The 23,787-nt window shown below is 67.9% G+C and carries 25 protein-coding genes; 16 read left to right on the top strand and 9 right to left on the bottom strand.

The genetic code is table 11. The features are described 5' to 3' along the window. The first annotated feature begins 120 nt into the window (after positions 1 to 120). The 4 genes from NF556_RS03785 to NF556_RS03770 all read left to right on the top strand — a co-directional run bounded on the left by NF556_RS03785 (position 121) and on the right by NF556_RS03770 (position 4,714). Positions 121 to 324: a hypothetical protein gene (locus tag NF556_RS03785; RefSeq protein ID WP_252594177.1), complete on the top strand. Its 204-nt coding sequence runs from the start codon at positions 121 to 123 to the stop codon at positions 322 to 324. Between the two features lie 130 nt (positions 325 to 454). Next, positions 455 to 1,594, top strand: coding sequence for a S1C family serine protease (locus NF556_RS03780; RefSeq protein WP_252594176.1), 1,140 nt, complete (start codon positions 455 to 457; stop codon positions 1,592 to 1,594). An 85-nt stretch (positions 1,595 to 1,679) separates the two neighbouring features. Continuing rightward, positions 1,680 to 3,851 (top strand): HelD family protein, encoded by a 2,172-nt coding sequence (locus tag NF556_RS03775; protein ID WP_252594175.1) that lies wholly within the window; start codon positions 1,680 to 1,682, stop codon positions 3,849 to 3,851. 149 nt (positions 3,852 to 4,000) lie between these two features. Beyond that, entirely contained in the window at positions 4,001 to 4,714 is a 714-nt protein-coding gene (locus NF556_RS03770) for an HD domain-containing protein (protein WP_252594174.1), read from the top strand. Here the strand turns inward: NF556_RS03770 and NF556_RS03765 are convergent. Both NF556_RS03765 and NF556_RS03760 read right to left on the bottom strand, forming a co-directional pair. Further along, a complete protein-coding gene (locus NF556_RS03765) occupies positions 4,711 to 5,478 on the bottom strand; it encodes a DUF4031 domain-containing protein (RefSeq protein ID WP_252594173.1) in 768 nt (255 codons plus the stop codon). The two genes, NF556_RS03770 and NF556_RS03765, sit on opposite strands and share 4 nt — an antisense overlap. Positions 5,479 to 5,509: 31 nt before the next feature. Further along, positions 5,510 to 5,848, bottom strand: coding sequence for a YnfA family protein (locus tag NF556_RS03760; protein ID WP_252595698.1), 339 nt, complete (start codon positions 5,846 to 5,848; stop codon positions 5,510 to 5,512). Between the two features lie 227 nt (positions 5,849 to 6,075). On the opposite strand from NF556_RS03760, the gene NF556_RS03755 reads away from it, so the two are divergent. Then, a complete protein-coding gene (locus NF556_RS03755) occupies positions 6,076 to 6,372 on the top strand; it encodes a WXG100 family type VII secretion target (RefSeq protein ID WP_252594172.1) in 297 nt (98 codons plus the stop codon). 227 nt (positions 6,373 to 6,599) lie between these two features. Here the strand turns inward: NF556_RS03755 and NF556_RS03750 are convergent, their stop codons facing one another. The 5 genes from NF556_RS03750 to NF556_RS03730 form a co-directional block, all read right to left on the bottom strand. Beyond that, positions 6,600 to 7,991 (bottom strand): MFS transporter, encoded by a 1,392-nt coding sequence (locus NF556_RS03750; RefSeq protein WP_252594171.1) that lies wholly within the window; start codon positions 7,989 to 7,991, stop codon positions 6,600 to 6,602. Continuing rightward, entirely contained in the window at positions 7,988 to 8,635 is a 648-nt protein-coding gene (locus tag NF556_RS03745) for an ArsR/SmtB family transcription factor (RefSeq protein WP_252594170.1), read from the bottom strand. The genes NF556_RS03750 and NF556_RS03745 overlap by 4 nt, the downstream gene beginning before the upstream one ends. A 130-nt stretch (positions 8,636 to 8,765) precedes the next feature. After that, positions 8,766 to 10,397: a chaperonin GroEL gene (groL, locus tag NF556_RS03740; RefSeq protein ID WP_252594169.1), complete on the bottom strand. Its 1,632-nt coding sequence runs from the start codon at positions 10,395 to 10,397 to the stop codon at positions 8,766 to 8,768. Between the two features lie 338 nt (positions 10,398 to 10,735). After that, the gene (locus NF556_RS03735; RefSeq protein WP_252594168.1) at positions 10,736 to 12,667 is read right to left on the bottom strand and encodes a propionyl-CoA synthetase; all 1,932 of its coding nucleotides are present in this window, start codon (positions 12,665 to 12,667) and stop codon (positions 10,736 to 10,738) included. A 4-nt stretch (positions 12,668 to 12,671) separates the two neighbouring features. Next, a complete protein-coding gene (locus NF556_RS03730; RefSeq protein ID WP_252594167.1) occupies positions 12,672 to 13,538 on the bottom strand; it encodes an MBL fold metallo-hydrolase in 867 nt (288 codons plus the stop codon). A 182-nt stretch (positions 13,539 to 13,720) separates the two neighbouring features. Here NF556_RS03730 and NF556_RS03725 point away from each other — a divergent pair, with 182 nt between their 5' ends. The 3 genes from NF556_RS03725 (at position 13,721) to NF556_RS21325 (ending at position 15,522) form a co-directional block, all read left to right on the top strand. Beyond that, positions 13,721 to 14,296 carry a histidine kinase gene (locus NF556_RS03725; RefSeq protein ID WP_252594166.1) on the top strand — a complete coding sequence of 192 codons (576 nt, stop codon included), beginning with the start codon at positions 13,721 to 13,723 and terminating at the stop codon, positions 14,294 to 14,296. Positions 14,297 to 14,367: 71 nt separating this feature from the next. Next, positions 14,368 to 15,375 (top strand): DUF4097 family beta strand repeat-containing protein, encoded by a 1,008-nt coding sequence (locus NF556_RS03720; protein ID WP_252594165.1) that lies wholly within the window; start codon positions 14,368 to 14,370, stop codon positions 15,373 to 15,375. A 15-nt stretch (positions 15,376 to 15,390) separates the two neighbouring features. Then, positions 15,391 to 15,522 carry a hypothetical protein gene (locus NF556_RS21325; RefSeq protein ID WP_256829330.1) on the top strand — a complete coding sequence of 44 codons (132 nt, stop codon included), beginning with the start codon at positions 15,391 to 15,393 and terminating at the stop codon, positions 15,520 to 15,522. 144 nt (positions 15,523 to 15,666) lie between these two features. On the opposite strand, the gene NF556_RS03715 is transcribed toward NF556_RS21325, so the two are convergent. Further along, positions 15,667 to 15,819, bottom strand: a complete 153-nt coding sequence (locus NF556_RS03715) for a hypothetical protein (RefSeq protein ID WP_252594164.1) — start codon at positions 15,817 to 15,819, stop codon at positions 15,667 to 15,669. Between the two features lie 133 nt (positions 15,820 to 15,952). Here NF556_RS03715 and NF556_RS03710 point away from each other — a divergent pair, with 133 nt between their 5' ends. From NF556_RS03710 to NF556_RS03695, 4 genes are all read left to right on the top strand, one after another. After that, a complete protein-coding gene (locus NF556_RS03710) occupies positions 15,953 to 16,351 on the top strand; it encodes a hypothetical protein (RefSeq protein WP_252594163.1) in 399 nt (132 codons plus the stop codon). A 199-nt stretch (positions 16,352 to 16,550) separates the two neighbouring features. After that, positions 16,551 to 17,165 carry a hypothetical protein gene (locus NF556_RS03705; protein ID WP_252594162.1) on the top strand — a complete coding sequence of 205 codons (615 nt, stop codon included), beginning with the start codon at positions 16,551 to 16,553 and terminating at the stop codon, positions 17,163 to 17,165. Positions 17,166 to 17,242: 77 nt separating this feature from the next. After that, positions 17,243 to 18,496: a hypothetical protein gene (locus NF556_RS03700; protein WP_252594161.1), complete on the top strand. Its 1,254-nt coding sequence runs from the start codon at positions 17,243 to 17,245 to the stop codon at positions 18,494 to 18,496. Positions 18,497 to 18,518: 22 nt separating this feature from the next. Beyond that, complete coding sequence (locus tag NF556_RS03695) at positions 18,519 to 19,154, top strand: ATP-binding cassette domain-containing protein (protein WP_252594160.1); 636 nt, start codon at positions 18,519 to 18,521, stop codon at positions 19,152 to 19,154. A gap of 263 nt (positions 19,155 to 19,417) precedes the next feature. Here NF556_RS03695 and NF556_RS03690 read toward each other — a convergent pair whose 3' ends face one another. Then, positions 19,418 to 19,708, bottom strand: a complete 291-nt coding sequence (locus NF556_RS03690; protein ID WP_252594159.1) for a DUF3263 domain-containing protein — start codon at positions 19,706 to 19,708, stop codon at positions 19,418 to 19,420. Positions 19,709 to 19,859: 151 nt separating this feature from the next. On the opposite strand from NF556_RS03690, the gene NF556_RS03685 reads away from it, so the two are divergent. From NF556_RS03685 to NF556_RS03670, 4 genes are all read left to right on the top strand, one after another. Continuing rightward, entirely contained in the window at positions 19,860 to 20,546 is a 687-nt protein-coding gene (locus NF556_RS03685; RefSeq protein WP_252594158.1) for a uracil-DNA glycosylase, read from the top strand. Between the two features lie 83 nt (positions 20,547 to 20,629). Next, positions 20,630 to 22,348 (top strand): carbon starvation CstA family protein, encoded by a 1,719-nt coding sequence (locus tag NF556_RS03680; protein WP_252594157.1) that lies wholly within the window; start codon positions 20,630 to 20,632, stop codon positions 22,346 to 22,348. A 41-nt stretch (positions 22,349 to 22,389) separates the two neighbouring features. Beyond that, positions 22,390 to 22,665 carry a cory-CC-star protein gene (locus NF556_RS03675; protein WP_252594156.1) on the top strand — a complete coding sequence of 92 codons (276 nt, stop codon included), beginning with the start codon at positions 22,390 to 22,392 and terminating at the stop codon, positions 22,663 to 22,665. A 65-nt stretch (positions 22,666 to 22,730) separates the two neighbouring features. Then, positions 22,731 to 23,762, top strand: coding sequence for an ArsA family ATPase (locus NF556_RS03670; protein ID WP_252594155.1), 1,032 nt, complete (start codon positions 22,731 to 22,733; stop codon positions 23,760 to 23,762). Positions 23,763 to 23,787: the final 25 nt, after the last annotated feature.

Here is a 23,787-nt window from a genome sequence, read left to right as displayed (position 1 = left end):
CCGCTCGCCGACCCGGGCCGCGGTCGCGACCTCACCACCATGACGGACGGCATCACCAGGGATCGACACTGTGCGAGGAGGTCATTGACAGGCAATCGCTCAGCCACCAACACTGGACAGGTGAGCACGAGGAAAATATGGTCCATCGCCATCGTGTGCCTTGCTGTCGGCATGGGCCTGGTCCTCGCGCTTGGTCAAGAGGATGGGCAGGCACCGTTCTTCGGGCTGCTGGCGGGCATGCTCCTGGCGATCGTCCCGATCGGACTCGCCTCGAATGTCACCGCTCGCCGCCGTCGCGCCGCAGCTCGCGCCCCTCGTGGCTGACCTGTCAGCACAGCCTCGGCGCACCATTCACAGGAAAAATGCAGGACTGTTTCAGGCTCCTCCGATGTCGGCGTAGTTGACTCGGGTCATCCCCCCACGGGACCCCTGCACCACGCGAAGGAGCAACACGATGAGCAAGACGAATGCGACCATCTGGACCCAGGTGACGGCAGTGGGTCTGCTCTCGGCGATCCTCGCCTCCGGCGGGACGTATGCCGTGGTGCAGGCCACCCAGGACGAGCAGCCGATCGTGCTGGACGCGGCCCCGAGCTCGTCGGACAGCAGCGCCAGCACGGCGTCCTACTCGCCGACGACCGACTGGGGCGGCGTCGCCGCCAACGTCACGCCCAGCGTGGTGGCGATCAGCGTCGAGTCCGGCACTGGGGGTGGCGCGGGCTCCGGCGTGGTCTGGGACGAGTCGGGACACATCGTCACCAATGCCCACGTCGTGGCGGGCGCCGAGAAGGTGCAGGTCACCCTCGCCGACGGTCGTTCATATGACGCTGAGGTCGCCGGCAGTGACCCGTCCACCGACCTCGCTGTGCTGACCCTGACCTCACCTCCGGATGATCTGCACCCGATCTCGGTCGGCGACGACCAGGATCTCGGCGTGGGCGACCCCGTGATGGCCATCGGCAACCCGCTGGGTCTGAGCGGCACCGTGACCACCGGCATCGTCAGCGCCCTGGACCGTCCGGTCACGACGGAGGCTGCCAGTGAGGGTGGCGCCCAGCCGGGCGCGATGCAGCAGGCGGAGCCGGTGGTGACCAACGCGATCCAGACCAGCGCCGCCATCAACCCGGGCAACTCCGGTGGCGCCCTCGTCGACAGCAACGGCGCCCTGATTGGCATCAACTCCTCCATCGCCACCATGGGCGGCAGCATGGGCGGACAGAGCGGCAACATCGGCATCGGCTTCGCGATCCCGGTCGGTGAGGTCTCCTCCATCGTCGGACAGCTCATCGAGGACGGGACCGCCGAGCACGCCTTCCTCGGGGTGGGCCTGAGCGACGCCACGGCCGAGAAGGACGGCGCGACCCTGCACGCCGCAGGCGTCACCCAGGTGGAGCCCGACTCCCCCGCCGACAAGGCTGGTCTCGCCAAGGGCGACGCGATCACCACGATCGACGGCGAGCGCGTCAACGGCTCCCTGGCGCTCGTCGCGCAGGTGCGCCAGCGGGCCGCCGGCGACCACATCGAGCTGACCTACCTCCGCAACAACGAGGAGCACACGATGACCGTGACCCTCGACGCCCGCGCCGACAGCTGAGTCGGCAAAACCCCTGTTCTGGCCACCTCGGATCGGTTAGGGTCGTTTTCTCCCCGTCCCCCCTCCGATCCGAGGTGGCCAACCCATGTCCGAACACGCCCACCCTCCTGATCCGTCGGCGGAGATCTCCGCCCCACCCCAGCACACCGCCGATCCCGAGCTGGCCCGCGAGCAGACCTATCTGACAACGGCCCGCGCCGAGATGGCCCGCATGCGCGAGCACACCCTGGGACTGCAGGCCCAGGCCGGCGACAAGATCGCCGGCGAATACCTGGCCTACACCCTCTGGCGCCGGGCGCAGTCACTCCTGGACGACCCGACCAGCACCCTGTTCTTCGGTCGCATCGACAAGCCCACCGACACATCCGACGCCGAGCCTCCCGTCGTTGAGGCGCCCGTCGTTGAGCAGCACTACATCGGTCGGCGCCACATCTCCGACGCCGACGGCGAGCCGGTCGTGGTCGACTGGCGTGCCGACGTGTCCACACCGTTCTATCGAGCCTCCCCGCGCGAGCCGATGGGAGTCACCCTGCGCCGCCGGTTCGGGGTCGACCGCGGCCAGCTGACGGCATACGAGGACGAGCACCTCACCGCACCGCAGGCGAGCGACGTCAGCGGACAGCGCCAGAGCCGCATTCTTGCCCGCGAGATCGAGCGGCCGCGCTCCGGCCCGATGCGCGACATCGTGGCCACGATCCAGCCCGAGCAGGACGAGATCGTCCGCGCCGACGTGGGGACCACCATCTGCGTGCAGGGCGCCCCGGGGACCGGCAAGACGGCGGTCGGTCTGCACCGGGCCGCGTGGCTGCTCTACTCCTTCCGCGACCGCCTCTCGCGCACCGGCGTGCTGGTCATCGGGCCGAACCGGGCCTTCCTCGAGCACGTCGGCGCGGTCCTGCCAACCCTGGGAGAGATCGAGGTCGGCCACACCACCGTCGAGGAGCTCACCGGTCAGCCGCGGGGCACCGAACCGGCGGGGATCGCCACGCTCAAGGGCGACGCGCGCCTCGCGCAGGTGCTGCACCGCGCGGTCTGGTCCCGGGTGCAGCGCGCGAGCGAGCCACTGATCGTGCCGCGCGGCTCACGTCGCTGGCGCGTGGCCAACTACGACGTGCAGGAGATCCTCGACGAGCTCACCACCCGCGGTGTCCGCTATGACGCGGCACGCGAGATGCTCGCCCGCAGGCTCGCGCACGCGGTGCTGGTGCGCATGGAGCGGGCCGGCGACACCCCCGATGACCAGGTGCAGGACGCGGTGGCCCGGAGCAAGCCTGTGAAGGATTATGCGAAGTCACTCTGGCCCGCACTGGATCCCGCTGCGGTCCTGTTCGGGCTGTGGTCCGACCCGGAGGCCCTGGCCGACGCCGCGGACGGCGTCCTGACCGCCGACGAGCAGCGGATGCTGTTGTGGGACAAGGCACCTCGCAGCAAGGGGGCGGCGCGCTGGACCCCTGCGGACACGGTGCTGCTGGACGAGATCGGTGATGCCCTGGAGCGCACCAGCAGCCTGGGTCACATCATCCTGGACGAGGCGCAGGACCTCTCCCCCATGCAACTGCGTGCCGTCGGCCGCCGGGCCTCGACCGGTTCGCTGACCATGCTGGGCGACCTCGCGCAGGGCACGACCCCGTGGGCGACCCGTTCCTGGGACGAGTCCCTCACCCACCTTGGCAAGACCGGGGCACACCTGGAGGAGCTCACCCGGGGCTTCCGCGTCCCCGCCGCGGTCATCGAGTATGCCGCTCGCCTCCTCCCGCAGATCGCCCCCGGTCTGGCGCTGCCCGAGTCGGTCCGGTCCAACCGTGGTCGCCTGGAGCTCGCTCCTGCCGGCGGAAGGCTCACGCCCACAACGATTTCCGCCACCCGAGCTGCGCTCGATGGCGCCCCGGGCACGGTCGGGGTCATCGTCGCCGACGACGCGATCAAGGGCATGGCCAGGGCGCTGCAGGCCGCTGATCTCGAGCACACCGTGCTCGGCACTCCGACAACGGAACCCGGTCCCGACGCCGACTCGACGCAGGACCCGACCGAGTTCCACGAGCCCCGCGTGCAACTGGTCCCGGCCACGCTGGCCAAGGGGCTGGAGTTTGACCAGGTGGTCGTGGTCGAGCCCGCCGCCATCGTGGCCGCCGAGCCTGACGAGCGCACCGGCCTGCGCCGCCTCTACGTCGTTCTCACCCGCGCCGTCTCTGGTCTCACCGTGGTGCACGACGAGCCGCTGCCAGAGGCCCTGCGCGAGGTGGGCGCAACCGCCTAAGACCTCCCGGCGTGTCCTGCACGGTGCACTCATCGTTGCGGCGTGTTGCGCGCTGGGGCGCGGATCCGGTCACGCCGATCCTGCACCAGCAGGCAGACTGGGCGCGGATCCGGTCACGCCGATCCCGCACCAGCAGGCAGACTGGGCAGGTGACCGATCAGCAGCCGCTCCCGCTCGACGAGTCCAGCCTCACGACGCTCAAGGCCTCCTGGCACGCCGACCTGCAGGTCCTGGCCCCAGAGGCACCGGAGCAGCTCCGCTCGGCCGAGGTGGACCTCCTGCTCGTCCGGTGGTCCGAGCCCCATCGTCGCTATCACGATGTGCAGCACCTGGCGGAAGTGCTGGCCGCGATCGACGAACTGGCGCAGGCTGGGGAGGTGGACCCGGTCGGCGCACGTCTGGCCCGGGTGGCGGCCTGGTTTCACGACGCCGTCTATGACGCCCGGGCCGAGGCGGGCAGCAATGAGCACCGCAGCGCCACTATGGCGCGGGACCACCTCAACACCCTCGGCGTGACCCAGGGCAACGTGGACGTTGTCGAGGCCCTCGTGCTGATGACCCTCGACCACGACGCGGACGGTGGGGCGTCCCTCCTGGCCAGCCGACGGCATACGGTCGCTGCCTTGCACGACGCCGACCTGTGGATCCTCAACGCCCCGGCCGAGCGCTATGCGGAGTATGCGCGCCAGGTGCGGGCCGAGTATGCCCACGTGCCGGACGACCTGTTCGCCCAGGGACGCTCCGCGATCCTGTCCGACTTTGCCCAGCGCGAGCAGTTGTATCGCACGGCCCATGCCTGCACCCAGTGGCAGGACGCTGCCCGCACCAACCTTGCGGCCGAGCTCGCGGCGCTGCGGGGCTAACGCAGCGACAGAAAGCGCTCCACCAAGGGCCACCAGGGCTCGCCGTCACAGCGGCGCACCAGAGTGGGCCGGTCGACCCACTCGGCCGCGACGACGTCAGCGGCCTGCGGAGTCACGGGCAGCCGCTCGGCAACCCGGGTGCCGAAGACCGCGATGTGGTTGTCTCCGGGGTCCCAGGGACCGCGCTGCGCGCCCTCGGCGATCGTGATCCGCTCGTAACCGACGGGCTGCAGCGCCACAGGGTCCAATTGCAGGCTGGTCTCCTCAGCGACCTCCCGGACGGCCGCGACACGTGGTGTCTCCCCTGCGTCGCGCTTGCCCCCCGGAGGCGTCCACGCCTCCCGCCCGACGCTGTGCACCAACACCATCCAGTCCGCGGGATCAGCGACCAGGACGACGGAGGCACCGGAGGAAGCTCGTGGCTCGTGCGGCGACCCCACGACGTCGAGCACGTGCGGCCCACCCACGGCAGCCAGGCCGTCGACGACCCGGGCCAGAGGCCGCTCGCCCTTGCGCTTGCGGAACCGCAGGCCACTGGCACTCAGCACCCGAGCCAGCTCCCGGTTGCCGACCGGGACCGCGCCGGCGGCGACGAGCTCGCCGTGCCGCTCGTCGGGCACGTCATAGTGATCGCCCTCGAACGAACGTTGCGGGATCCCAGCCGCGCGGGCGAAGGCGTGCAGCTCCTCGAGCGAGGTGTCGCTGATGACGTGCGACCACAGGTGCCCGTGGGCTGGCCATGTCGGAGGGTCGATCAGGATCATCTGCGCCCTCGCGATGTCCCAGGGCGCGCCACTAGGCCACCCCGCGCGGCGCATACATGATGACGGCGACGCCGGCCAGACAGATCAGGGCGCCGATCACGTCATAGCGGTCAGGGCGGAAGCCGTCCACGACCATGCCCCAGGTCAGGGATCCCACCACGAACACACCGCCATAGGCTGCGAGGATCCGCCCGAAGTTGGCGTCCGGCTGCAGTGTCGCGACCACTCCGTAGAGGCCCAGCCCGATCACTCCGAGGCCGATCCAGAGCCAGCCGCGGTGCTCACGGATGCCCTGCCAGATCAGCCAGGCGCCGCCGATCTCCAGGAAGGCGGCCAGGCCGAACAGCAGCAGCGAGCGCGTGAGAGTCATCGTGGCGAAGCGTAGCCCGACCTCGTCGAGCTGGCCCGCAACGGGCGGTCCCACAGACGTCACGATGGGTGCCACAAGGGACGGCACGATGGACTGCACGACGGCAGAACGTTGGTGGTCAGAGCCTGCCTGTGGACAACTTCTGCGGCGCGGGGCCGATCCCGCCTACCTTCCTGGGCATCGGTTCGACCGCTGGGGTCGGGCCACCCGAGGAAGGGGAGGGACCCATGAGCAACACCTTTGCTGTCGACACCGCCCGCATCACCGCAGCATCGGGCGACATCCAGCGCATCTCGGCACAGATCGAGGGCGACGTCCGCGCGATGATGTCGCGCCTGAACGGCCTGCAGGACTGCTGGCGCGGTGCCGCGGCCGGCAACTTCGCCGACATCACCCAACGGTGGAGCGCGACACAGGAGCAGGTCCGCGCCTCACTCCAGGAGATCTCGGTGGCCCTGAAGACGGCCGGCGACGACTACGACCTGGTGGAGCAGGCCAACCGGAAGCGGTTCACCGCCCAGTGACCGCTCGGCACCCGGCAGGTGTGAGCTGCCGGGTGCCTGGGTGGGTCGGTGGTCGACCCCACGGCGACCACCTGACCGTATGCGGACGGGTCACCGCACCCGGCCGGCTCACCGTTGCTGGCCGGTCCCCGACCGACCGCACCGCAAGCACCGCGGGCGGCGCCTTTGGAGTGGAGGCGCCGCCCGCGGTTATTCGGTGTGCTGAGTCAGTCGGTGTGTGCACTGGGTCAGTCGGTGTGTGAGTCAGTCGGTGTGAGCGGGTCAGTCGAGGTCAACGGTGCCTGCTCGATCTCTGCCGCGGCCTGGGCCGCCTCGATCTTGGCCGTGTTGAGCCGTGGGAGCGCAACGATCAAGAGCAGCAGCGTGGCCGCTCCGGAGACCAGGAAGGGCATCCGCAGCGCCCACTCCCGCCCCAGGAAGGGCTCTCCCATCGACACCAGCACACCGCCGAGCAGGGTGCCGATCGAGATGGTCCCCCACCCGAAGAAGCGATAGACCGAGTTGACGCGGCCGAGCAGGTGGTCGGGGATGATCCGCTGGCGCAGCGAGACGGTGATGACATTCCACAGCACAATGAACAGTCCGCTGACGACGCCCATCACCCACACGACCGGCGCCGAGGAGGTCAGGCCGATGACGACCATCGTCGCGCCCATGCAGATGATCGAGGCGAACAGGCTGGTGCCCGGGGTCAGGCGGGCGGAGATCTTGTCCGCCACCATCGACCCGGCGACGGCCCCGACCGCCGTGCCGGTGATCACCAGTCCAAACTGCCACCCCTCATAGAGCCCGAGGATCTCCTGGACGAAGAGCACCATGATGATCATCGACAGGGCCGAGAGCATGTTCATCGCGCCGAGCACGATCGCCAGCGTGCGCAGCAGGTGGTTGCGCCAGAGCCAGCCAAAGCCCTCACCCATCTCGGCGCGCCACTGGATCTTGCCGCTCGTGCTCTGTCCCTTGGGCAGGAACGAGCCACTCAGGGCGAAGATCAGCGCGGCACCGACGGCCAGGAGGCCGGCGTTGAGAAAGAACGGCAGGGCGAGGGCGAGGGCCACGATGACACCGCCCAGCGGTGGGCCGACGAAGTTGTTCATCGCCGTCTCGGCGCCCCAGAGCCGGCCGTTGGCACGCTCCAGTTGAGGCTTGTCCACGACCGAGGCCATCAACGTCTGGGCGGCGTTGTCCCGGACCACCTCGGCGAAGCCGAGCAGCAGCGCCACCAGGGTGAGCGCACCGAGCAGCAGTCCTCCGTTGTCCGGTGCCGGTGCTGTGCCCGCAGCGAGTTGCTCAGGGGTGGGCAGTCCGTCCTGGTTGAGCAGGACGAGCACGGCAAAGCCGCCGATGATCAGCACCCGCAACGCATCCATCCACCCGACCAACAGGCGGCGGTCATAGCGGTCGGTGATGACACCGGCGGGCAGCGAGAAGATCAACCACGGCAGCCGCGAGGCGAGACCGACCAGCGCGATCAGCATCGGGTCACGGGTGATCGAGGAGGCCAACCAGACCACGGCGACCGACATCAGGCCGTCCCCGAGGTTGGTCATCGTCGAGGCCGTGAACAGCTTCCAATAGTTCGCGCCCAGCGGTGCCGGGCGGGTGCGGTGCGAGGTCACGACTGGTCCGCCCGGTCCGACTGGTCCGCCCGCTCCGACTGTTCTGCCCGGTCCGGAAGGACGGGCGCCGAGCTGGGGAAGATGCCGTACACCACGGCATACGTCGTGTCCCCTGCCCGGGGCTCCTCGCTGAACTCGACGAGCAGGTCACCCAGTCGCCGCCGGAAGTCTGCCGCGCGCTCGTGCGGGACCCGCACGTCGCGCCGGTTGACGTCCACCACGCCAGGCACGTCCTCGCCAGCCGCCAGCGCCGCCTCGAAACGCCCGACCTCGCCCGCCGAGGTCGCGAGCAGTTGCTGCCCGTGTGAGAGGGTCTCGCCGGCCTGCTCATAAAAGAAGATCCGGGCCGTGCGACCCCAGTACTTCGCCTGCAGGGCGCGAACCCTCTCGGTGCGCACCACGTGGACCAGGCCAGCGTCGGCCAGGACCTGCATGTGGTGACCCACCGTGCCCTTGGGCTTGTCCAGGGTCGCGGCCAGCTCGGTCACCGTCGCCGCGCGCTCGGTGAGCAACCGGATGATGCTCTGACGGGTCTCCTCGAAGAGCGCCTTGTATTGCGCCGGATCCCGCAGCGTGAGGTGGTCAGCAAGCTCGTAGTCCGGAGTGGCGGGCTGATGGTCGGCTTTTCCCGACTGTTCGGTCATATCAGTATGGTCGGCTTATACCGACCATTTGTCAAGAGTGGTCCGGGCATGACAACGGGGCGGCCTCCGTGAGGAGACCGCCCCGTTGCTAGTTGTCCGCGAGGAACGCGGGAACTCTAGGGGTGTTGGGTCAGAAGCCCATGCCACCCATGTCGCCCATGCCACCGTCGCCGGCCGGCATGGCCGGAGCGGGCTCCGGCTTGTCGGCGATGACGGCCTCGGTGGTGAGGAACAGCGCCGCGATGGAGGCAGCGTTCTGCAGGGCAGAACGGGTGACCTTCACCGGGTCGGCCACACCGAAGGCCAGCATGTCGCCATACTCGCCCGTCGCGGCGTTGAGGCCGTGACCTGCGGGAAGGTTGCGCACCTTCTCGGCCACGACGCCGCCCTCGAGACCACCGTTGGTGGCAATCTGCTTCAGCGGAGCCTCGACGGCCACCTTGACGATGTTGGCGCCAGTGGCCTCATCGCCCTCGAGGGAGAGCTTGTCGAACGCGGTGGCGGCCTGGATCAGGGCGACGCCACCACCGGCGACGATCCCCTCCTCGACGGCAGCCTTGGCGTTGCGGACGGCGTCCTCGATGCGGTGCTTGCGCTCCTTGAGCTCGACCTCGGTCGCGGCGCCGGCCTTGATGACTGCAACACCGCCGGCCAGCTTGGCCAGGCGCTCCTGCAGCTTCTCGCGGTCGTAGTCGCTGTCCGAGTTCTCGATCTCGGCGCGGATCTGGCTGACGCGACCGGCAATGGCGTCGGCGTCGCCGGCACCCTCGACGATCGTGGTCTCGTCCTTGGAGACGACGACCTTGCGGGCCGTGCCCAGCAGGTCGAGCTCGGCGGTCTCCAGGGACAGGCCGACCTCCTCGGAGATGACCTGGCCACCGGTGAGGATGGCGATGTCGGCCAGCATGGCCTTGCGGCGGTCACCGAAGCCCGGCGCCTTGACGGCGACAGACTTGAAGTTGCCCTTGATCTTGTTGACGACCAGGGTGGCCAGGGCCTCGCCCTCGACGTCCTCGGCGATGATCACCAGCGGCTTGCCGGACTGCATGACCTTCTCCAGCACCGGCAGAACGTCCTTGATCGCGCTGATCTTGGAGTTCAGGATGAGGATGTAGGGGTCCTCCAGGACCGTCTCCATGCGCTCGGTGTCGGTGACGAAGTAGGGCGAGATGTAGCCCTTGTCGAAGCGCATGCCCTCGGTGAGCTCGAGCTCCAGGCCGAAGGTGTTGGACTCCTCGACGGTGATGACACCCTCGTTGCCGACCTTGTCCATGGCCTCGGCGATCATCCCGCCGATCTCGGCGTCGCCCGCGGAGATGGACGCGGACTGCGCGATCTGCTCCTTGGTGTCGACCTCCTTGGCCATCGACAGCAGCTCGGCGGAGACGGCCTCGACGGCCTGCTCGATGCCGCGCTTGAGGGCCATCGGGTTGGCGCCGGCCGCGACGTTGCGCAGGCCCTCGCGGACCATGGCCTGGGCCAGCACGGTCGCCGTCGTCGTGCCGTCACCGGCGACGTCGTCGGTCTTCTTGGCGACCTCCTTGACGAGCTCGGCGCCGATCTTCTCGTAAGGGTCCTCGAGCTCGATCTCCTTGGCGATGCTCACACCATCATTGGTGATGGTGGGGGCGCCCCACTTCTTCTCGAGGACGACGTTGCGGCCCTTCGGGCCGAGAGTCACGCGCACGGCGTCGGCCAGGGTGTTCATACCCCTTTCGAGTCCGCGACGAGCCTCCTCATCGAAAGCAATGGTCTTGGCCATTTGGGTGGTTCCTCCCACAGGCTAAACGGGTTGGAGACCGGCCTCACGCCCGCGACGGACGAGCCAGCCCCACCGGGCTCACGTCGCGCCGGCACGGCCAACCCTCGCTCGGTCGGTCATTGTCACTCTCATGGTCAGAGTGCTAAGACAATGATTAGCACTCTCGGGGTCCGAGTGCAAATATTTGACCCCTTCTGAGCACAAAATTGACTCCTCCGTATGCCGCTCGGTCACCTCCGCGCCGACCCTCACTTCGCCACGTCGCACCCGTCATCTCGTCACGTGGCGCCGGGCAGCGTGCATCCAAACAGGTGACGTCGCGCATCCCCGGGGAGGGGTCAGGCCTGCGCCTCCAGGACACCACGCAGCCCATCAAGGACGGTCACGTCCTCGATCGTGGAGGGGACCAGAGCCTCGTCCCCGTCCGCGATCTGACGCATCGTCTTGCGCAGGATCTTGCCGGAGCGGGTCTTGGGCAGTGCGTCGACGACATCCACCCGGTTGAGGGCCGCGACGGCCCCGACCTCGGAGCGGACGCGCTGGATCAACTCGGCCTGAAGAGCCTGCTCGCCCTCGGCGTCCGACTCGATGCCCGCCTTGAGGACCACGAGGGCACGCGGGACCTGTCCCTTCAGCGCGTCCCGCACGCCGATGACAGCACACTCGGCGACGGACGGGTGACCGGCCAGTGCCTCCTCGATCGACCCGGTCGACAGTCGGTGGCCGGCAACGTTGAGCACGTCGTCGGTGCGGCCCATGATGAAGACATAGCCGTCCTCGTCGACATAGCCGCCGTCGCCCGAGAGGTAGTAGCCGGGGAAGGCCGACAGGTAGGAGTCGACGTAGCGCTCGTCGTCCCGCCACAGCGTGGGCAACGTGCCCGGCGGGAGGGGCTGGCGGATGCAGATCGCCCCCTCGACGCCCGGGGCCACTGGGGTCCCGGTCGGGTCCAGGACCTGCACGTCATAGCCGGCGGTGGCCGGCCCGGAGGAGCCGGGCTTGATCGGCAGCGCCCCGATGCCCATCGGGTTGATCGTGATGGGCCAACCGGTCTCGGTCTGCCACCAGTTGTCGATCACCGGGACGCCGAGGGCATCGGTGGCCCACTGCCAGGTGTCGGGGTCGAGCCGCTCGCCGGCGAGGAAGAGCGTGCGCAGGGAGGAGAGGTCATAGTCGGCCAGCAGCTTGGCGTCCGGGTCCACCTTCTTGATGGCCCGGATCGCGGTCGGGGCCGAGAAGGCTGCGACGATCCCGTGCTCCTGGATCAGCCGCCAGTAGGCACCAGCGTCGGGGGTGCCGACCGGCTTGCCCTCGAACAGCACGGTCGTGGCACCGGTCAGCAGCGGGGCATAGACGATGTAGGTGTGGCCCACCACCCAGCCGACGTCGGAGCCGCAGAACCAGGTCTCACCCGGCTGCACGCCATACAGATTGGTCATCGACCAGCGCAGGGCGGTGGCATAGCCGCCACTGTCTCGCACGATGCCCTTCGGTTTTCCGGTCGTGCCGGAGGTGTAGAGGATGTAGAGCGGGTCGGTGGACTGCACCGGGACGCACTCGGCCGTCGGGATCGCGTCGGGCTTCATCAGCGTCTTCCAGTCCAGGTCACGCTCGCCCATCTGCGCGGTGGCCTGTTCACGCTGGACGATCACGGTGTGGGCTGGCTTGTGGCTGGAGCGCTCGATGGCCTCGTCGAGCATCGGCTTGTATTCCACGATCCGGGTGGGCTCGACGCCGCAGGACGCGGAGACGATCACGGTCGGCTCGGCGTCCTCGATCCGGGCGGCCAACTCAGCCGGGGCGAATCCGCCGAAAACCACCGAGTGGACGGCACCGATGCGCGCACAGGCCAGCATCGAGATGACGGCCTCGGGGATCATCGGCAGATAGATCACCACCCGATCACCCTTGGCGACACCGAGATTGCGCAGCACGCCGGCGAAACGGGCCACCTGATCAAGCAGCTCGGCATAGGTGTAACTGCGCTGGGTCCCGGTGACAGGGCTGTCATAGATCAGGGCCGTCTGGTCCGCGCGTCCGTGCACCACGTGGCGGTCCAGGGCGTTGTAGCAGACGTTGAGCACCCCGTCGGGGAACCAGTCGTAAAACGGTGCCCGCGAGGAGTCCAACACAGTTTGTGGCCGGCGGATCCAGTCGATGTCCCGGGCCGCCGCGCCCCAGAACTCCTCGGGGTCGCGCACGCTGCCCGCGATGAGGTCGCGGTAGGCAGCAGGGTCGGCGGTCGGTGCAGGTCGGGCGCTGTTGCTCATGCCCCTATCGTGCTGCGTTGACCTCGGTCGCGCCAGAGCGGGTCTCCAGTGCGCGCACGGCCGCATCGCGCAGGGTGCTGTCCTGCAGACCCAGGCCACGCGTCTTGGCGACCAGGCCATCGACGTCCTGGATGCCAGCGATGAGCGCGCTGGAGAGCTCTGCCGCCAGGGTCGAGAGCCGCTCGCGCTGCTCCTCCACGAACTGAGGCTCCACGACCTCTCCGTGTCCCGGGACGTGCAGTTGGGCGCCCTTGACGTGCGGGTGCTGCTGCAGCCTGGTCAGGGTCGGGCCCCACTCCAGGGGGAACGAGTCGTCCATCGCGGGGTCCGCGCCCTGCTCCACCAGGTCGGCCCAAAAGACGGTCGACACGTCGGGGACGGCGACGACCAGGTCATGGTCGGTGTGCCCCCGCCCACCGAACAGCAGGTATGCCGTGCGGTCGCCGAGGTCGATCGCGGTCGTCTCGGCCTCGACCAGATAGAAGGGCAGCACCACCTCGGTGTCGAGATAGGTCTGGGCCAGGTCCTCACGCCCGGTGCGCCGCAGGTGCTCCACGACCTGGCTGCGCTGGTGCTCGGCGGTGCGCTGCAGGCTGTCGGCCGCGCCGACGTGGGCATAGATCTGTGAGTCCCGGAAGGCCGCGTTGCCGAAGCAGTGGTCATAGTGGGCGTGCGTGTTGACCACGACCTGCTCCAACGGACTGACCTCGCGCACGGCCGCTGCCAGCCCCTGCCCCCGTGAGGTGGTGCTGCGGGTGTCGATGACCAGGACTCGCTCCGACCCCACCACGAGGCCGCAGTTGAGGTCGAGCTCTGTGTGCCGACGGACGAAAGTCCCAGGCGCAATCTCCTGGAACGGCGGCACAGACATGACCTTCACCTTAGGCGACTCTTACCTTCCCACCCAAGGAGTTGTGCGGCACTGCACACCGTGAGTTCACCCTGCTCACAGGCATTCCGGCACCAGGTGCACCACGAGTGACGCAACCCGTCGTCACATTCGACACCACGATGGTGTTGACATGACACCATCGTGGTGTCATAGTTGGCGTCATGGAACTTACTACCTACGTCGAACGGCTCCGTTCCGAGGTGGCCGCGGCCACCGAGCTGGGCGGACCCGAGATCACCGCAGCGGCCCAGCGCGTCCTGTCGGCGGTTGACCCCGCCATCCGCCTGGTCCTGCTCGAGGCCCTCACGGATGCCGCCGCCGAGATCACGACCGAGCTCCCCTCCGGGAGTGTCGAGACCCGCCTGCGGGGCCGGGCGGTCGAGTTCGTCCTCGACGGCGTGGGCTCCCCCGACGGCCCCGAGGACACCTATCCGCAGGACGCTGACCGCGAGCCGATCGATGAGAGCGGCGACCAGATCAGGATCACCCTGCGCCTGCCCGAGGGCCTGAAGGTCCGAGCTGAGGAACTGGCCGCCGAGGTCGGCCAGTCCCTGAACAGCTGGCTCGTGGACGCCGTCCGCGATGCCACCACCGGCGGGCTGCGGATCAACCTGCGCAGTCACGGAGTCCGCTTCGACTATCCGCCCAGCCCGCCCACGCCCCCCGGGGCACCGCGGGCACCCGGGGCCCCACGGTCACCCGGCAGCCCCGGACGCCGGATGACCGGCTGGTCCTGACCGGCTGGCGCCAGCGCCCGCACCCCCGCCCACCCGGCACCACCCACCGCCCACAGCCTTGAGGACACACCATGGACCACACCTTTGAGACCCCCAACCCGCCCGACCTGTCCATCGAGATCGGTTCCGGCCACGTCGAGATCATGGCCGGCGAGACCAACGGCCGCACGCTGGTGACCGTCACCGGCAAGGGCGCCGAGGAGACCACCGTCGAGCAGCAGGGCAACACGGTCGCGGTCATCGGCCCCCGCGCTCGCAGCGGCTTCAGCTTTTCTTTTGGCAGCAGCCAACTCTCCGTGCGGATCAGCACCCCCACCGGCAGCACCCTGAGCACCAAGCTCGGCTCCGCCGACCTGGTCGCGACCGGTCCGCTCGGCGCCTGCGCCCTGCGCTCCGGCTCCGGTGACAACGAGCTGGAAGATGTCGGCACCCTGGAGGTCACCTGCGGCTCCGGCGACCTGCTGGTCGGGGCAGTGGCCGGCGACGCCTCACTGCGCAGCGGCTCCGGCGACCTCCGGCTCGGCGCCGTGTCCGGTGACGTCAACTCCCTCACGGGCAGCGGTGCCACAACCCTGGGCCGCGTCGACGGTCAGGTCAGCGCCAAGAGCGGCTCCGGCGACGTCCGCATCGACATGTCCGGCAACGGTGCCGGGATCACCACCGCCAGCGGTGACGTGCAGATCGACCGGCTCTCCGGTGGCCGGGTGGACGCCCGCACCGCCTCGGGCGACATCACGGTCGGCGTGAGCGCCGGGCTGCCCGCCTGGACCGACATCCACACCATGTCCGGCAGCGTCCACTCCCAACTCGCCCCCCTCGGGCAGCCGGCCGAGGGCGCCCCGTTCGTCGAGCTGCGACTGCGCGCGGTCTCCGGAGACATCAACGTCGGCCACCTGCGCGAGGAGCACCCGACCGGGCCGACCGCAACGCAGCCCGCCGCGGGCGAGCCGACCACCGCTCACTCCGCCACCGACGAGCCGACTACGTCGCACCCCACCGCCGCGCAGCACACCGCGGGCGAGCCGACCAACGGCGACCCCACCACTGCCGTGCACACCGACCCGACCCGAACGTTCTGAGAGGAGGGACCTGCCATGTGCTTCCCGATCGATCTCGATGTCGCCCGCGACATCCACGCCGAGCGCAGCCGCACGCTGGAGGTCGAGAACCGTCTCGCCCTCAGCACCGAGGCTAACGGCTCCCGCAGCACCACCCGCCGCCGCTGACCACTTCTTGGGACGGGCGGCCCGCCCACCACCGCACCGCGCAAGCAACAGGCCTGGGAGTCACTGACTCCCAGGCCTGTTGACGTCCGCCGTGTCGTCGCGCTGCGAAAACGGTCCTGCGGAAGTTGTCGCATACGGAACCTGTCAACCTGTTTTGAGTCGGTCCTCGTTCTTTTCGTTCTTGGGGGCGTTCAGGGTGACGTGGGCGTAGGGCGCTTTGAGGTTGATCGGCTTGCGGTACCGGTCGGGGTGCTCCCGGGCCAGCGCGTCGAGGGTGGCCTGACGGTCCTGGTGCACCTGGACCCACGTGCCCCCTGAACTTGCTGCTCTGGCGCGATTCGCGAGCAGCCATCAGTGGGCTCGTCGAGGCCTTGCAGGCCGCTCCTTGGGGGGGGTACGGTGCATCTCAACATTGATTCAAGGAGGAATCATGAAAAAGTCAGTAACCATCGCTGTAGTGACCGTCTGGGCGGTACTGCTGTCCGCCGTCACCGCTCTCGCGGGCACATCGAACGTCAACTACGATATGGTGGTCGGGTCTAGTCACGCGATCAGTTCGACGGCGACGCAGACGAAGGCGACCACTGGTGCTGACGGGTACGGGTACATGTCCCACAATTACCCAAACAACCCCGACAAGTCCGTCCGTATGTACCGAAACTCCAATGGGACGGTCGGAGACTGGTGGGACGGCGTCAATGCGGGAGAATCGTTCTACCTCGAAGCAGATTCGGCTTTCACTTCTGGGGCTGGCGTGCGAATGCAGGTACGCAGCTCATTCTGGACAACATACCAAACGACTGTGAAGGGCTATTGGCGCAGCAACTAGGGTGCGGAAGTTAACTTCGTCGAGCGGGCCGAAAGGTATCGGCACACTCCCAGTCCATGCTGTAGCAGCGCTTGTCCTTGCATCGGCAGTCCTCGTCGTCTACACCATAACGGTCCGCGGATCAGTCATTGGGAGCAGGGCAGACCTCGGTGCTGGCGCGATGGGGTCCGGGGGTCTTCTAACACTAATATTTCCGATCTTGGCGTTGATCCCGGGCGCGTTCATGTGGGTCGGCTTAGTCCAGAACCGGCTGCTGATCAGCGTTCACGCCAGAACGAATATTCGCCGGTTCGTCGTCAGGACAATCGCCCGCGTATCCCTGTACTCCGGTTTGTTTGTTGCCGTGACTCACATGTTGGTCTTTGTGGGCGGCTTCTATGTGATCCCCGCGCTGGATATTATCGAAATTCGTTCGGGCTACGCGCTCGGGGTGTCCGACGCGGAGATCCTGCGCGCTGACGGGCAATTCGGACCCTTGGCTGGCATTCACCCCCTGCTCTGGGGGCTGGGTCACGGCGCATGGCAGGGGACATGGGCGGCGCTACTCACAGCACTCGCCTGTGTTATCTCGCTTGTGGTGAGCAATATGTTTGTGGCGCTCGCGGCACCCGTTCTGCTCTACTTCGCGGGGTCGTTCCTGGGTGGGGCGATCCCACCATGGCACGTCGTTCTTGCCATGGTGGTCTTCCCGCCGCTCTGGGGTCCGCAGCCTTGGGGATATTTCCTCTGGCCGTTGACGATCGTCGTCGCCCTCGTCGTAGGCATCGGCGCATGGGGTGTGAGTCAACTCTCGCGGTCTCCCCTCCTGCGATGAGGCGGTCACCATGGCGTGCCCTGATGTTCTTGGCAATGTTGGGGTCGCTCGCGGGAGTGGTTGCTGGGTTCGGGTCCGTGCGGCAGCACAGATCTGTCGGGGGTGACAACGACGGCTGGGTTCTCCTCGCGGAGGTTCTCGACGGGCGACATCTGACGATCCTGCTGATCGTGCCGCTGGTGTGTGCGCTCAGCTACCTGCTCGGCGGACACCATGCTAACTCCCTCATCGTCGTTCGGTCGGGCAGTAGGAGAGCTGCGGCCCTGGCCATGTGGCCGGCTGCTGTCACGCAGGCAATACTCTTGTGGGCAGCAGTGATGCTCGGCTTCTTGTCGCAGGTCGTGGGAATGCCCGCGGTGCCTCGTTCCCCTCACGTGGGAATCGTACTCGGGTCGCTCGCTGCTCAGTTGGTATCCATCAGCGCGCTCGCCCTTGTTGTATCGACCACACGGATATGGAATAGATGGCTGGCACGCACATTAGTGTGGTTGACTCCGGCCATCCTCCTGGGGAGTTTGACGATCAACTCAGAATCCCTTCCCTTACTGCGCCCGTACAGCTACCTTCGCCACGAACTTTGGACTGAGTCTCTCTGGGCGATCCCCGCTCTTGCCTTCGTCGCCGGCCTGCTCACTATCCTCGGTCCCGCACATAGGCGCAGGGCCATAACTGCAGTACTGCTGACCGTCACGTGCGCCGCACTTGGGGTGTTGGCGACCAGTGGCGTCGTCGGGTCTGACGGGCAGTCAGCGCTGCTCGCAACCTACGATGTCGCTCGAGGGGATGCGCTTCTCAACCCGAGAGTCTTCATCTTGATCGTCATCAGTGTTCTACCCGCAGCGACCTTGGTCTTTCAGTTGGAGGGCCTGCTGCCGCGTATGGCACATGTGCTGCGTGTTCGCGAGGTCCGATGGGGAGGGCTCCTGTGCAGACACGCCGCGCAACTGTGGATGATCACGTTTCTGGCGTGGACCGTTGTGGTACTGGCGCAAGTGTCCTGGCTGCACGCAGCGGGCCTCACACTCACCGCGTCCATCGTCTGGCCTTCTATTCAGTTCGTGCTGCTGGGCTCGGTCCAATCTTTGCTGTACGGCCTCGTGGGCTGGTTCGTGCGTTCGAGGTCTCACGGTCCACCCTCGGCCTTGATCGCAATGGTGGGCCTGGCGGCTACGACACCGCTGGTCGCCCTGCATCCTGCGTGGCCAGCGGGCCACGGCACAACCGTCACGCTGGGTGGGTGGGGAAGCACGGCCATACAAGTTGTATGGCTTATCTTGCTCGCCTGTGTCGCGCTCACTGTGATGGGCAGACGGCTGGGAAGTCTCACATGACAGAGATTGGAAGAGTATTTTCATGAACATCATTGAGCTGCACGAGGTATCTCTCGAGATTAGAAAGCGTCCCCTCCTCACCGATGTGAACTTGACCGTGCCCACTGGGGAGGCTGTGGCCCTGGTCGGAGCCAACGGTTCTGGTAAGTCGTTGTTGCTGCGTCTCATGTGTTTGTTGGCGAAGCCCACCTCAGGGCGTGTGATCGTCGCAAAGTCCCATCTTGCGAGTGGGCGCGAGATGCCATTGGGATTCGGAGTTGTTATCGATGGTCCTGCTGCGATGGAACACCGATCTGGCATCGATAACCTGAGGTACCTTGCCCGGATCAGGGGTTTGATCAGTGACGAAGACATCTCACGGTGGATGCACGAGTTCGGTTTGGACCCCCTCTCGCGGCAGCCGGTGCGCCAGTACTCCCAGGGTATGAAGCAGCGGTTGGCGCTGGCGCAGGCGATGATGGAAGGCCAAGATGTCCTTCTCCTAGACGAACCCTTCAATGCTCTGGACCGGGATGGCGTATCTCAGGTAAAGACCCTGCTTCAACAACGAGTCTCCGATGGTTCGACCCTCGTCTTCACGAGCCACCTTCAGGGGGACGTGTCGGAGTTGGCTGATCGTGCCTACCTGGTCGAAGGCGGGACGGTCAGTCGAATCTGACGCACGCCCACCCCTGGGGGTTGGAACATCCTCGTGGTTTGCCACTGCGTGAGCGGTGGCCGGACAGCCGCGTCGTCGGCGTCGGCCCCGAGGAGGCATCGAGCTCGGATCGCCCGCGGACCTGCAACTGCCGCTGGACCGGATGGAGACCAACCCGACCGAGGTCGAACCGGCCTGACTCACAAACAGGTTGACAGGTACGGCATACCGTTGGAACTGCAGGACCGTTTCCGCATGCCGGTTTCTGCGTGTGGTGCGAAGGCTCAGATCTGGACGCCGAGTCGGCGTGCCGAGCGCGACTTCTGGCGCTGGGCGCGCATCCGGCGCAGCCGCTTGACCAGCATCGGGTCGTGCTCCAGAGCCTCTTGGGAGTCGATCAGCTGGTTGAGCAGCTGGTAATAGCGCGTGGCGCTCATGTCGAACAGATCCTTGATCGCCTGCTCCTTGGCGCCGGCATACTTCCACCACTGGCGCTCAAAGTCGATGATTTCGCGGTCGCGCTCGGTCAACCCCTGGGGTGCGTCGGCGCCGGCGATCTTCGGTGCGGCTCCCATTGCGATCCTTCTGTGCTCGGCGGGCGTCGGCGGAACCCGACGCGTCGGCCCCTACTGTACGACGTGAATGACAACTCTGTCATTCCGACGGGCCGAGGCACCCGAGGTGGGCCGTCAGGACTCAGCCGACCACTCCGCATAGCCTGTTGCGGTGAGCAGTCCGCCCACCACCAACCTGGCCGATCTGGTGCACCCGTCCTGGGCCCGCGCCCTCGCGCCGGCGACCGAGACCGTGCGCGAGCTCGGCGACTTCCTGCGCGCCGAGGTGGCTGCAGGCCGCGGTTACCTGCCTGCCGGCCCCCACATCCTGCGCGTCTTCGAGCAACCGCTGGACCGGGTGCGGGTCCTCATCGTCGGCCAGGACCCCTATCCCACGCCGGGCCACGCGGTCGGACTGTCCTTCTCGGTCGCGCCCGACGTGCGCCCTGTGCCGCGCAGTCTGCAGAACATCTACGCCGAGCTCGGCACCGACCTGGGTATGCCGACACCCACCTCCGGGGACCTCTCCCCGTGGGCGGAGCACGGGGTGCTGCTGCTCAACCGGGTGCTGACCGTGCGGCCGGGCGCCCCGGCCAGCCACCGGGGCAAGGGCTGGGAGAAGCTCACCGACCTGGCCATCGCGGCGCTCGCCGGGCGGGGCGGTCCGCTGGTGGCGATCCTGTGGGGCCGCCACGCCCGGTCCCTGGCACCGGCTCTGGGCGACGTGCCCACGATCGAGAGCGCCCACCCCTCACCCCTGTCGGCACGGGGCGGCTTCTTCGGCTCACGACCGTTCAGCCGCGCGAACGAACTGCTCGTCGCACAGGGCGGCACGCCCGTCGACTGGGCGCTGTCGTAGGACCGCGCCATCCCACAACTGTGCACGTCACAGGGCTAGGGTGACCTCGACATACCCCCGGAACCTGCAAAGGGCCTCTTGCCATGAACTCCCTGGTACTCGCGCTGGTCGGCGTGGGCATGATCCTGGCTGGCTACTTCCTGTACTCGAAGTACCTCGCCAACCGGATCTACGCCCTCGACGACTCCCGCACCGCCCCCTCGGAGCAGTTCGAGGACGGTGTCGACTACGTCCCCACCAACAAGTACGTGCTGTGGGGCCACCACTTCACCTCGGTCGCCGGAGCCGCGCCCATCGTCGGCCCGGCCGTCGCCGTCATCTGGGGCTGGCTGCCCGCCTTCCTCTGGGTGACCCTCGGCACGGTCTTCTTCGCCGGGATGCACGACATGGGTGCGTTGTGGGCCTCGGTCCGCAACCGCGGCCAGTCGATCGGAGCCCTGTCGGGGCGCTACATCGGAGCCCGGGGACGCAACCTGTTCCTGGTCGTGATCTTCCTGCTGCTGCTGATGGTCAACGCGGCCTTCGCGGTCGTCATCGCCGGCCTGCTCATCGCCACCCCGACTGCGGTGATCCCGACCTGGGGCGCCCTGGTGGTGGCCTTCCTGATCGGGCAGGCGATCTACCGTTACAAGTGGAACCTGCCGCTGGTCTCCGTCGTGGGCGTCGTCGCGCTCTACGCCCTGATCGTGGTCGGCGACAACGTGCCGCTGGCCCTGCCCGAGACGGTGCTCGGCCTGCCGGACAACGCGTTCTGGATCATTGTGCTGTTCGTCTATGCCGGGATTGCCTCGATGCTGCCGGTGTGGATGCTGCTGCAGCCGCGTGACTACATCAACGGTCTGCAGCTGTTCATCGCCCTGGGCATCCTCTACGGCTCGGTGCTGATCGCGCGCCCCGAGATCGTGGCCCCGGCCTACAACCAGAACGTCCCGGATGGCACGCCCGGCATCATGCCCCTGCTGTTCGTCACCATCGCCTGCGGTGCCATCTCCGGTTTCCACGGGATGGTCAGCTCCGGCACCAGCTCCAAGCAGCTGGCCAAGGAGAGCGACGCCAGGTTTGTCGGCTATTTCGGGGCGGTCGGCGAGGGTCTGCTGGCCCTCGGCGCCATCATCGCCACCACCGCCGGCTTCAAGACGCTCGCCGACTGGGAGAACGTCTACCAAGCGTTCAACGACGGTGGGGTCAGCGCGTTCGTCGAAGGTGGCGGCGCGATCATCGAGGCCGGTCTGGGCCTGCCCCAGTCCCTGTCTGCGACGATCATGGCCACGACCGCCATCCTGTTCGCGGCCACCACGATGGACACCGGCGTGCGCCTGCAGCGCTTCGTCGTGCAGGAGATCGGCGACATTGCCGGGGTCACCCTGCGCAAGAACCTGGCGACCATCATCGCGGTGGGTGTCGGCCTGGCGCTGACCTTCGGTGCTGGCGCCGACGGATCCGGCGGCATGCTGATCTGGCCGCTGTTCGGCACCACCAACCAGCTCATGGCGGCGCTGACGCTGTCGATCATCGCGATCATGCTGCTGCGTCGCGGCCGCACCCCGCTGCCGGCGCTGATCCCGCTGGTGTTCGTCGGGGCTGTGACCGTCTATGCGCTGTTCGTCCAGCTCGGCACCTTCTATGAGGAGTCGAACTGGTTGCTGCTGATCATGGACATCGTCATCCTGATCGCTGCCCTGTGGGTCATCGTGGAGGCTTTCGCCGCGATGCGGACCGCTCGTGCCTATGACGGTGATGACGACGCCGAGTTGGCTCAGGAGGCCGTCGATGCTGCCGCGAGCACACGGTCTCAGGACTGAGCCGGACCTCCACGGGATGAGCCCGAGGTAACCTGCGCGTGATGCAGGACTCCGACCAGCCCCGCAGCCGCCTGTCACAGGTGGCTGCGGGGCTGCGTGATTTCTACAGCGGCCCCTATCGCCGCACCTTCGCCCGGGCCCAGCAGGACGAGGACGACCTGTTCCTGGTCATCGTCATGGCCGAGGCCCTGGGGGTGCCCAACCCGGTGAGCTACTACACGGTGGAGCTGTTGCCCGTGGTCTATGACCAGTTCCACGACTGGCACCGCAGGATGGGCCTGGACCGCTCCCCCCTCGACCACTTCTCCTGCTGCTGATCCTCCAGCGCTCTCCCCTGCCAGCCCGCCCTGTGCCGGCACACCCGCCCCCAACCAGGAGCCTGATGTCCCACCCGCTGACCGACCTCACCCGAGCGCGCGACGTCCTCTTTGTCGGTGGCAAGGGCGGCGTCGGCAAGACTGCCGTGGCCTCCGCCCTCGGCCTGGCCCAGGCCCGTGCTGGCCGCCCCACACTCGTGGTGTCCACCGACCCGGCGCACAACCTGGGGCACCTGTGGCGGCGCGAGGTCGGGGACTCCCCCGTCGAGCTCGCACCGCTGTTGCGCGGGCTGGAGATCGACCCCACCCGCACCACCGACGAGCACCTGCGGGCCGTCCGCACCACCATGCGCCGCCTGATGGCCGACCACCTGCAGGGCGAGGTGGACAAGCACCTGGACCTGGCCCGAGACGCCCCCGGCACGCACGAGGCAGCGGTCCTGGAGCGGATCGCCGAGGTCGTCGAGCAGCGCGTTTCAGGCGAGTTGGTCATCTTCGACACCGCCCCGAGTGGCCACACCACCCGCCTCATCGCGCTGCCCGAGCTGATGCAGGCCTGGACCGACGGTCTGCTGCGCCGCCAGGACAAGTCGGCCAGGTTCGGGGCGGCCCTGCGCGGGCTGGAGGGCTCCGACTATGACGCCGCGGAGGTGATCGGCTCCCGTCGCCTCCCAGGCTCTGGCACCTCGATCGGACCGCGGCGCACGCAGGACCGGCGGGGGCGTCGCGATGAGGAGATCCGGGCCGTGCTCGACCGTCGCCAGCAGCGGTTCCGTCACCTGCGGGAGGTGCTCACCGACCGCACCAGCACGTCCTTCGTGATCGTCACGGCCGCCGAGCGGCTGCCGGTCCTGGAGTCGGTCGAGCTGCACGAGCAGCTGGTCCGCTCGGGGATGGACGTGGCGGCGGTGGTGATCAACAAGCGCTCCCCTGCTGACGACGGGGACCTGCTCGCCTCGCGGCGCCAACTCGAGGAGCCGCATGTCGCTCAGCTGGCTCAGTCCCTGCCTCACCTGCCCACGGTGCAGGTCCCGCTGCTGGCCGGCGAGGTGCTCGGCGAGGAGGGACTGGAGCGGTTGCTCGCCCACCTCGGCTGAGTCGGACCCTGGCCGGTGGTCCGCG

It is taken from the genome of Ornithinimicrobium faecis, assembly GCF_023923225.1.
GTDB classification, from domain to species: domain Bacteria; phylum Actinomycetota; class Actinomycetes; order Actinomycetales; family Dermatophilaceae; genus Ornithinicoccus; species Ornithinicoccus faecis.
Note: the sequence above shows the minus strand (reverse complement) of the source record. Positions and strands in the feature narration are given on the sequence as shown.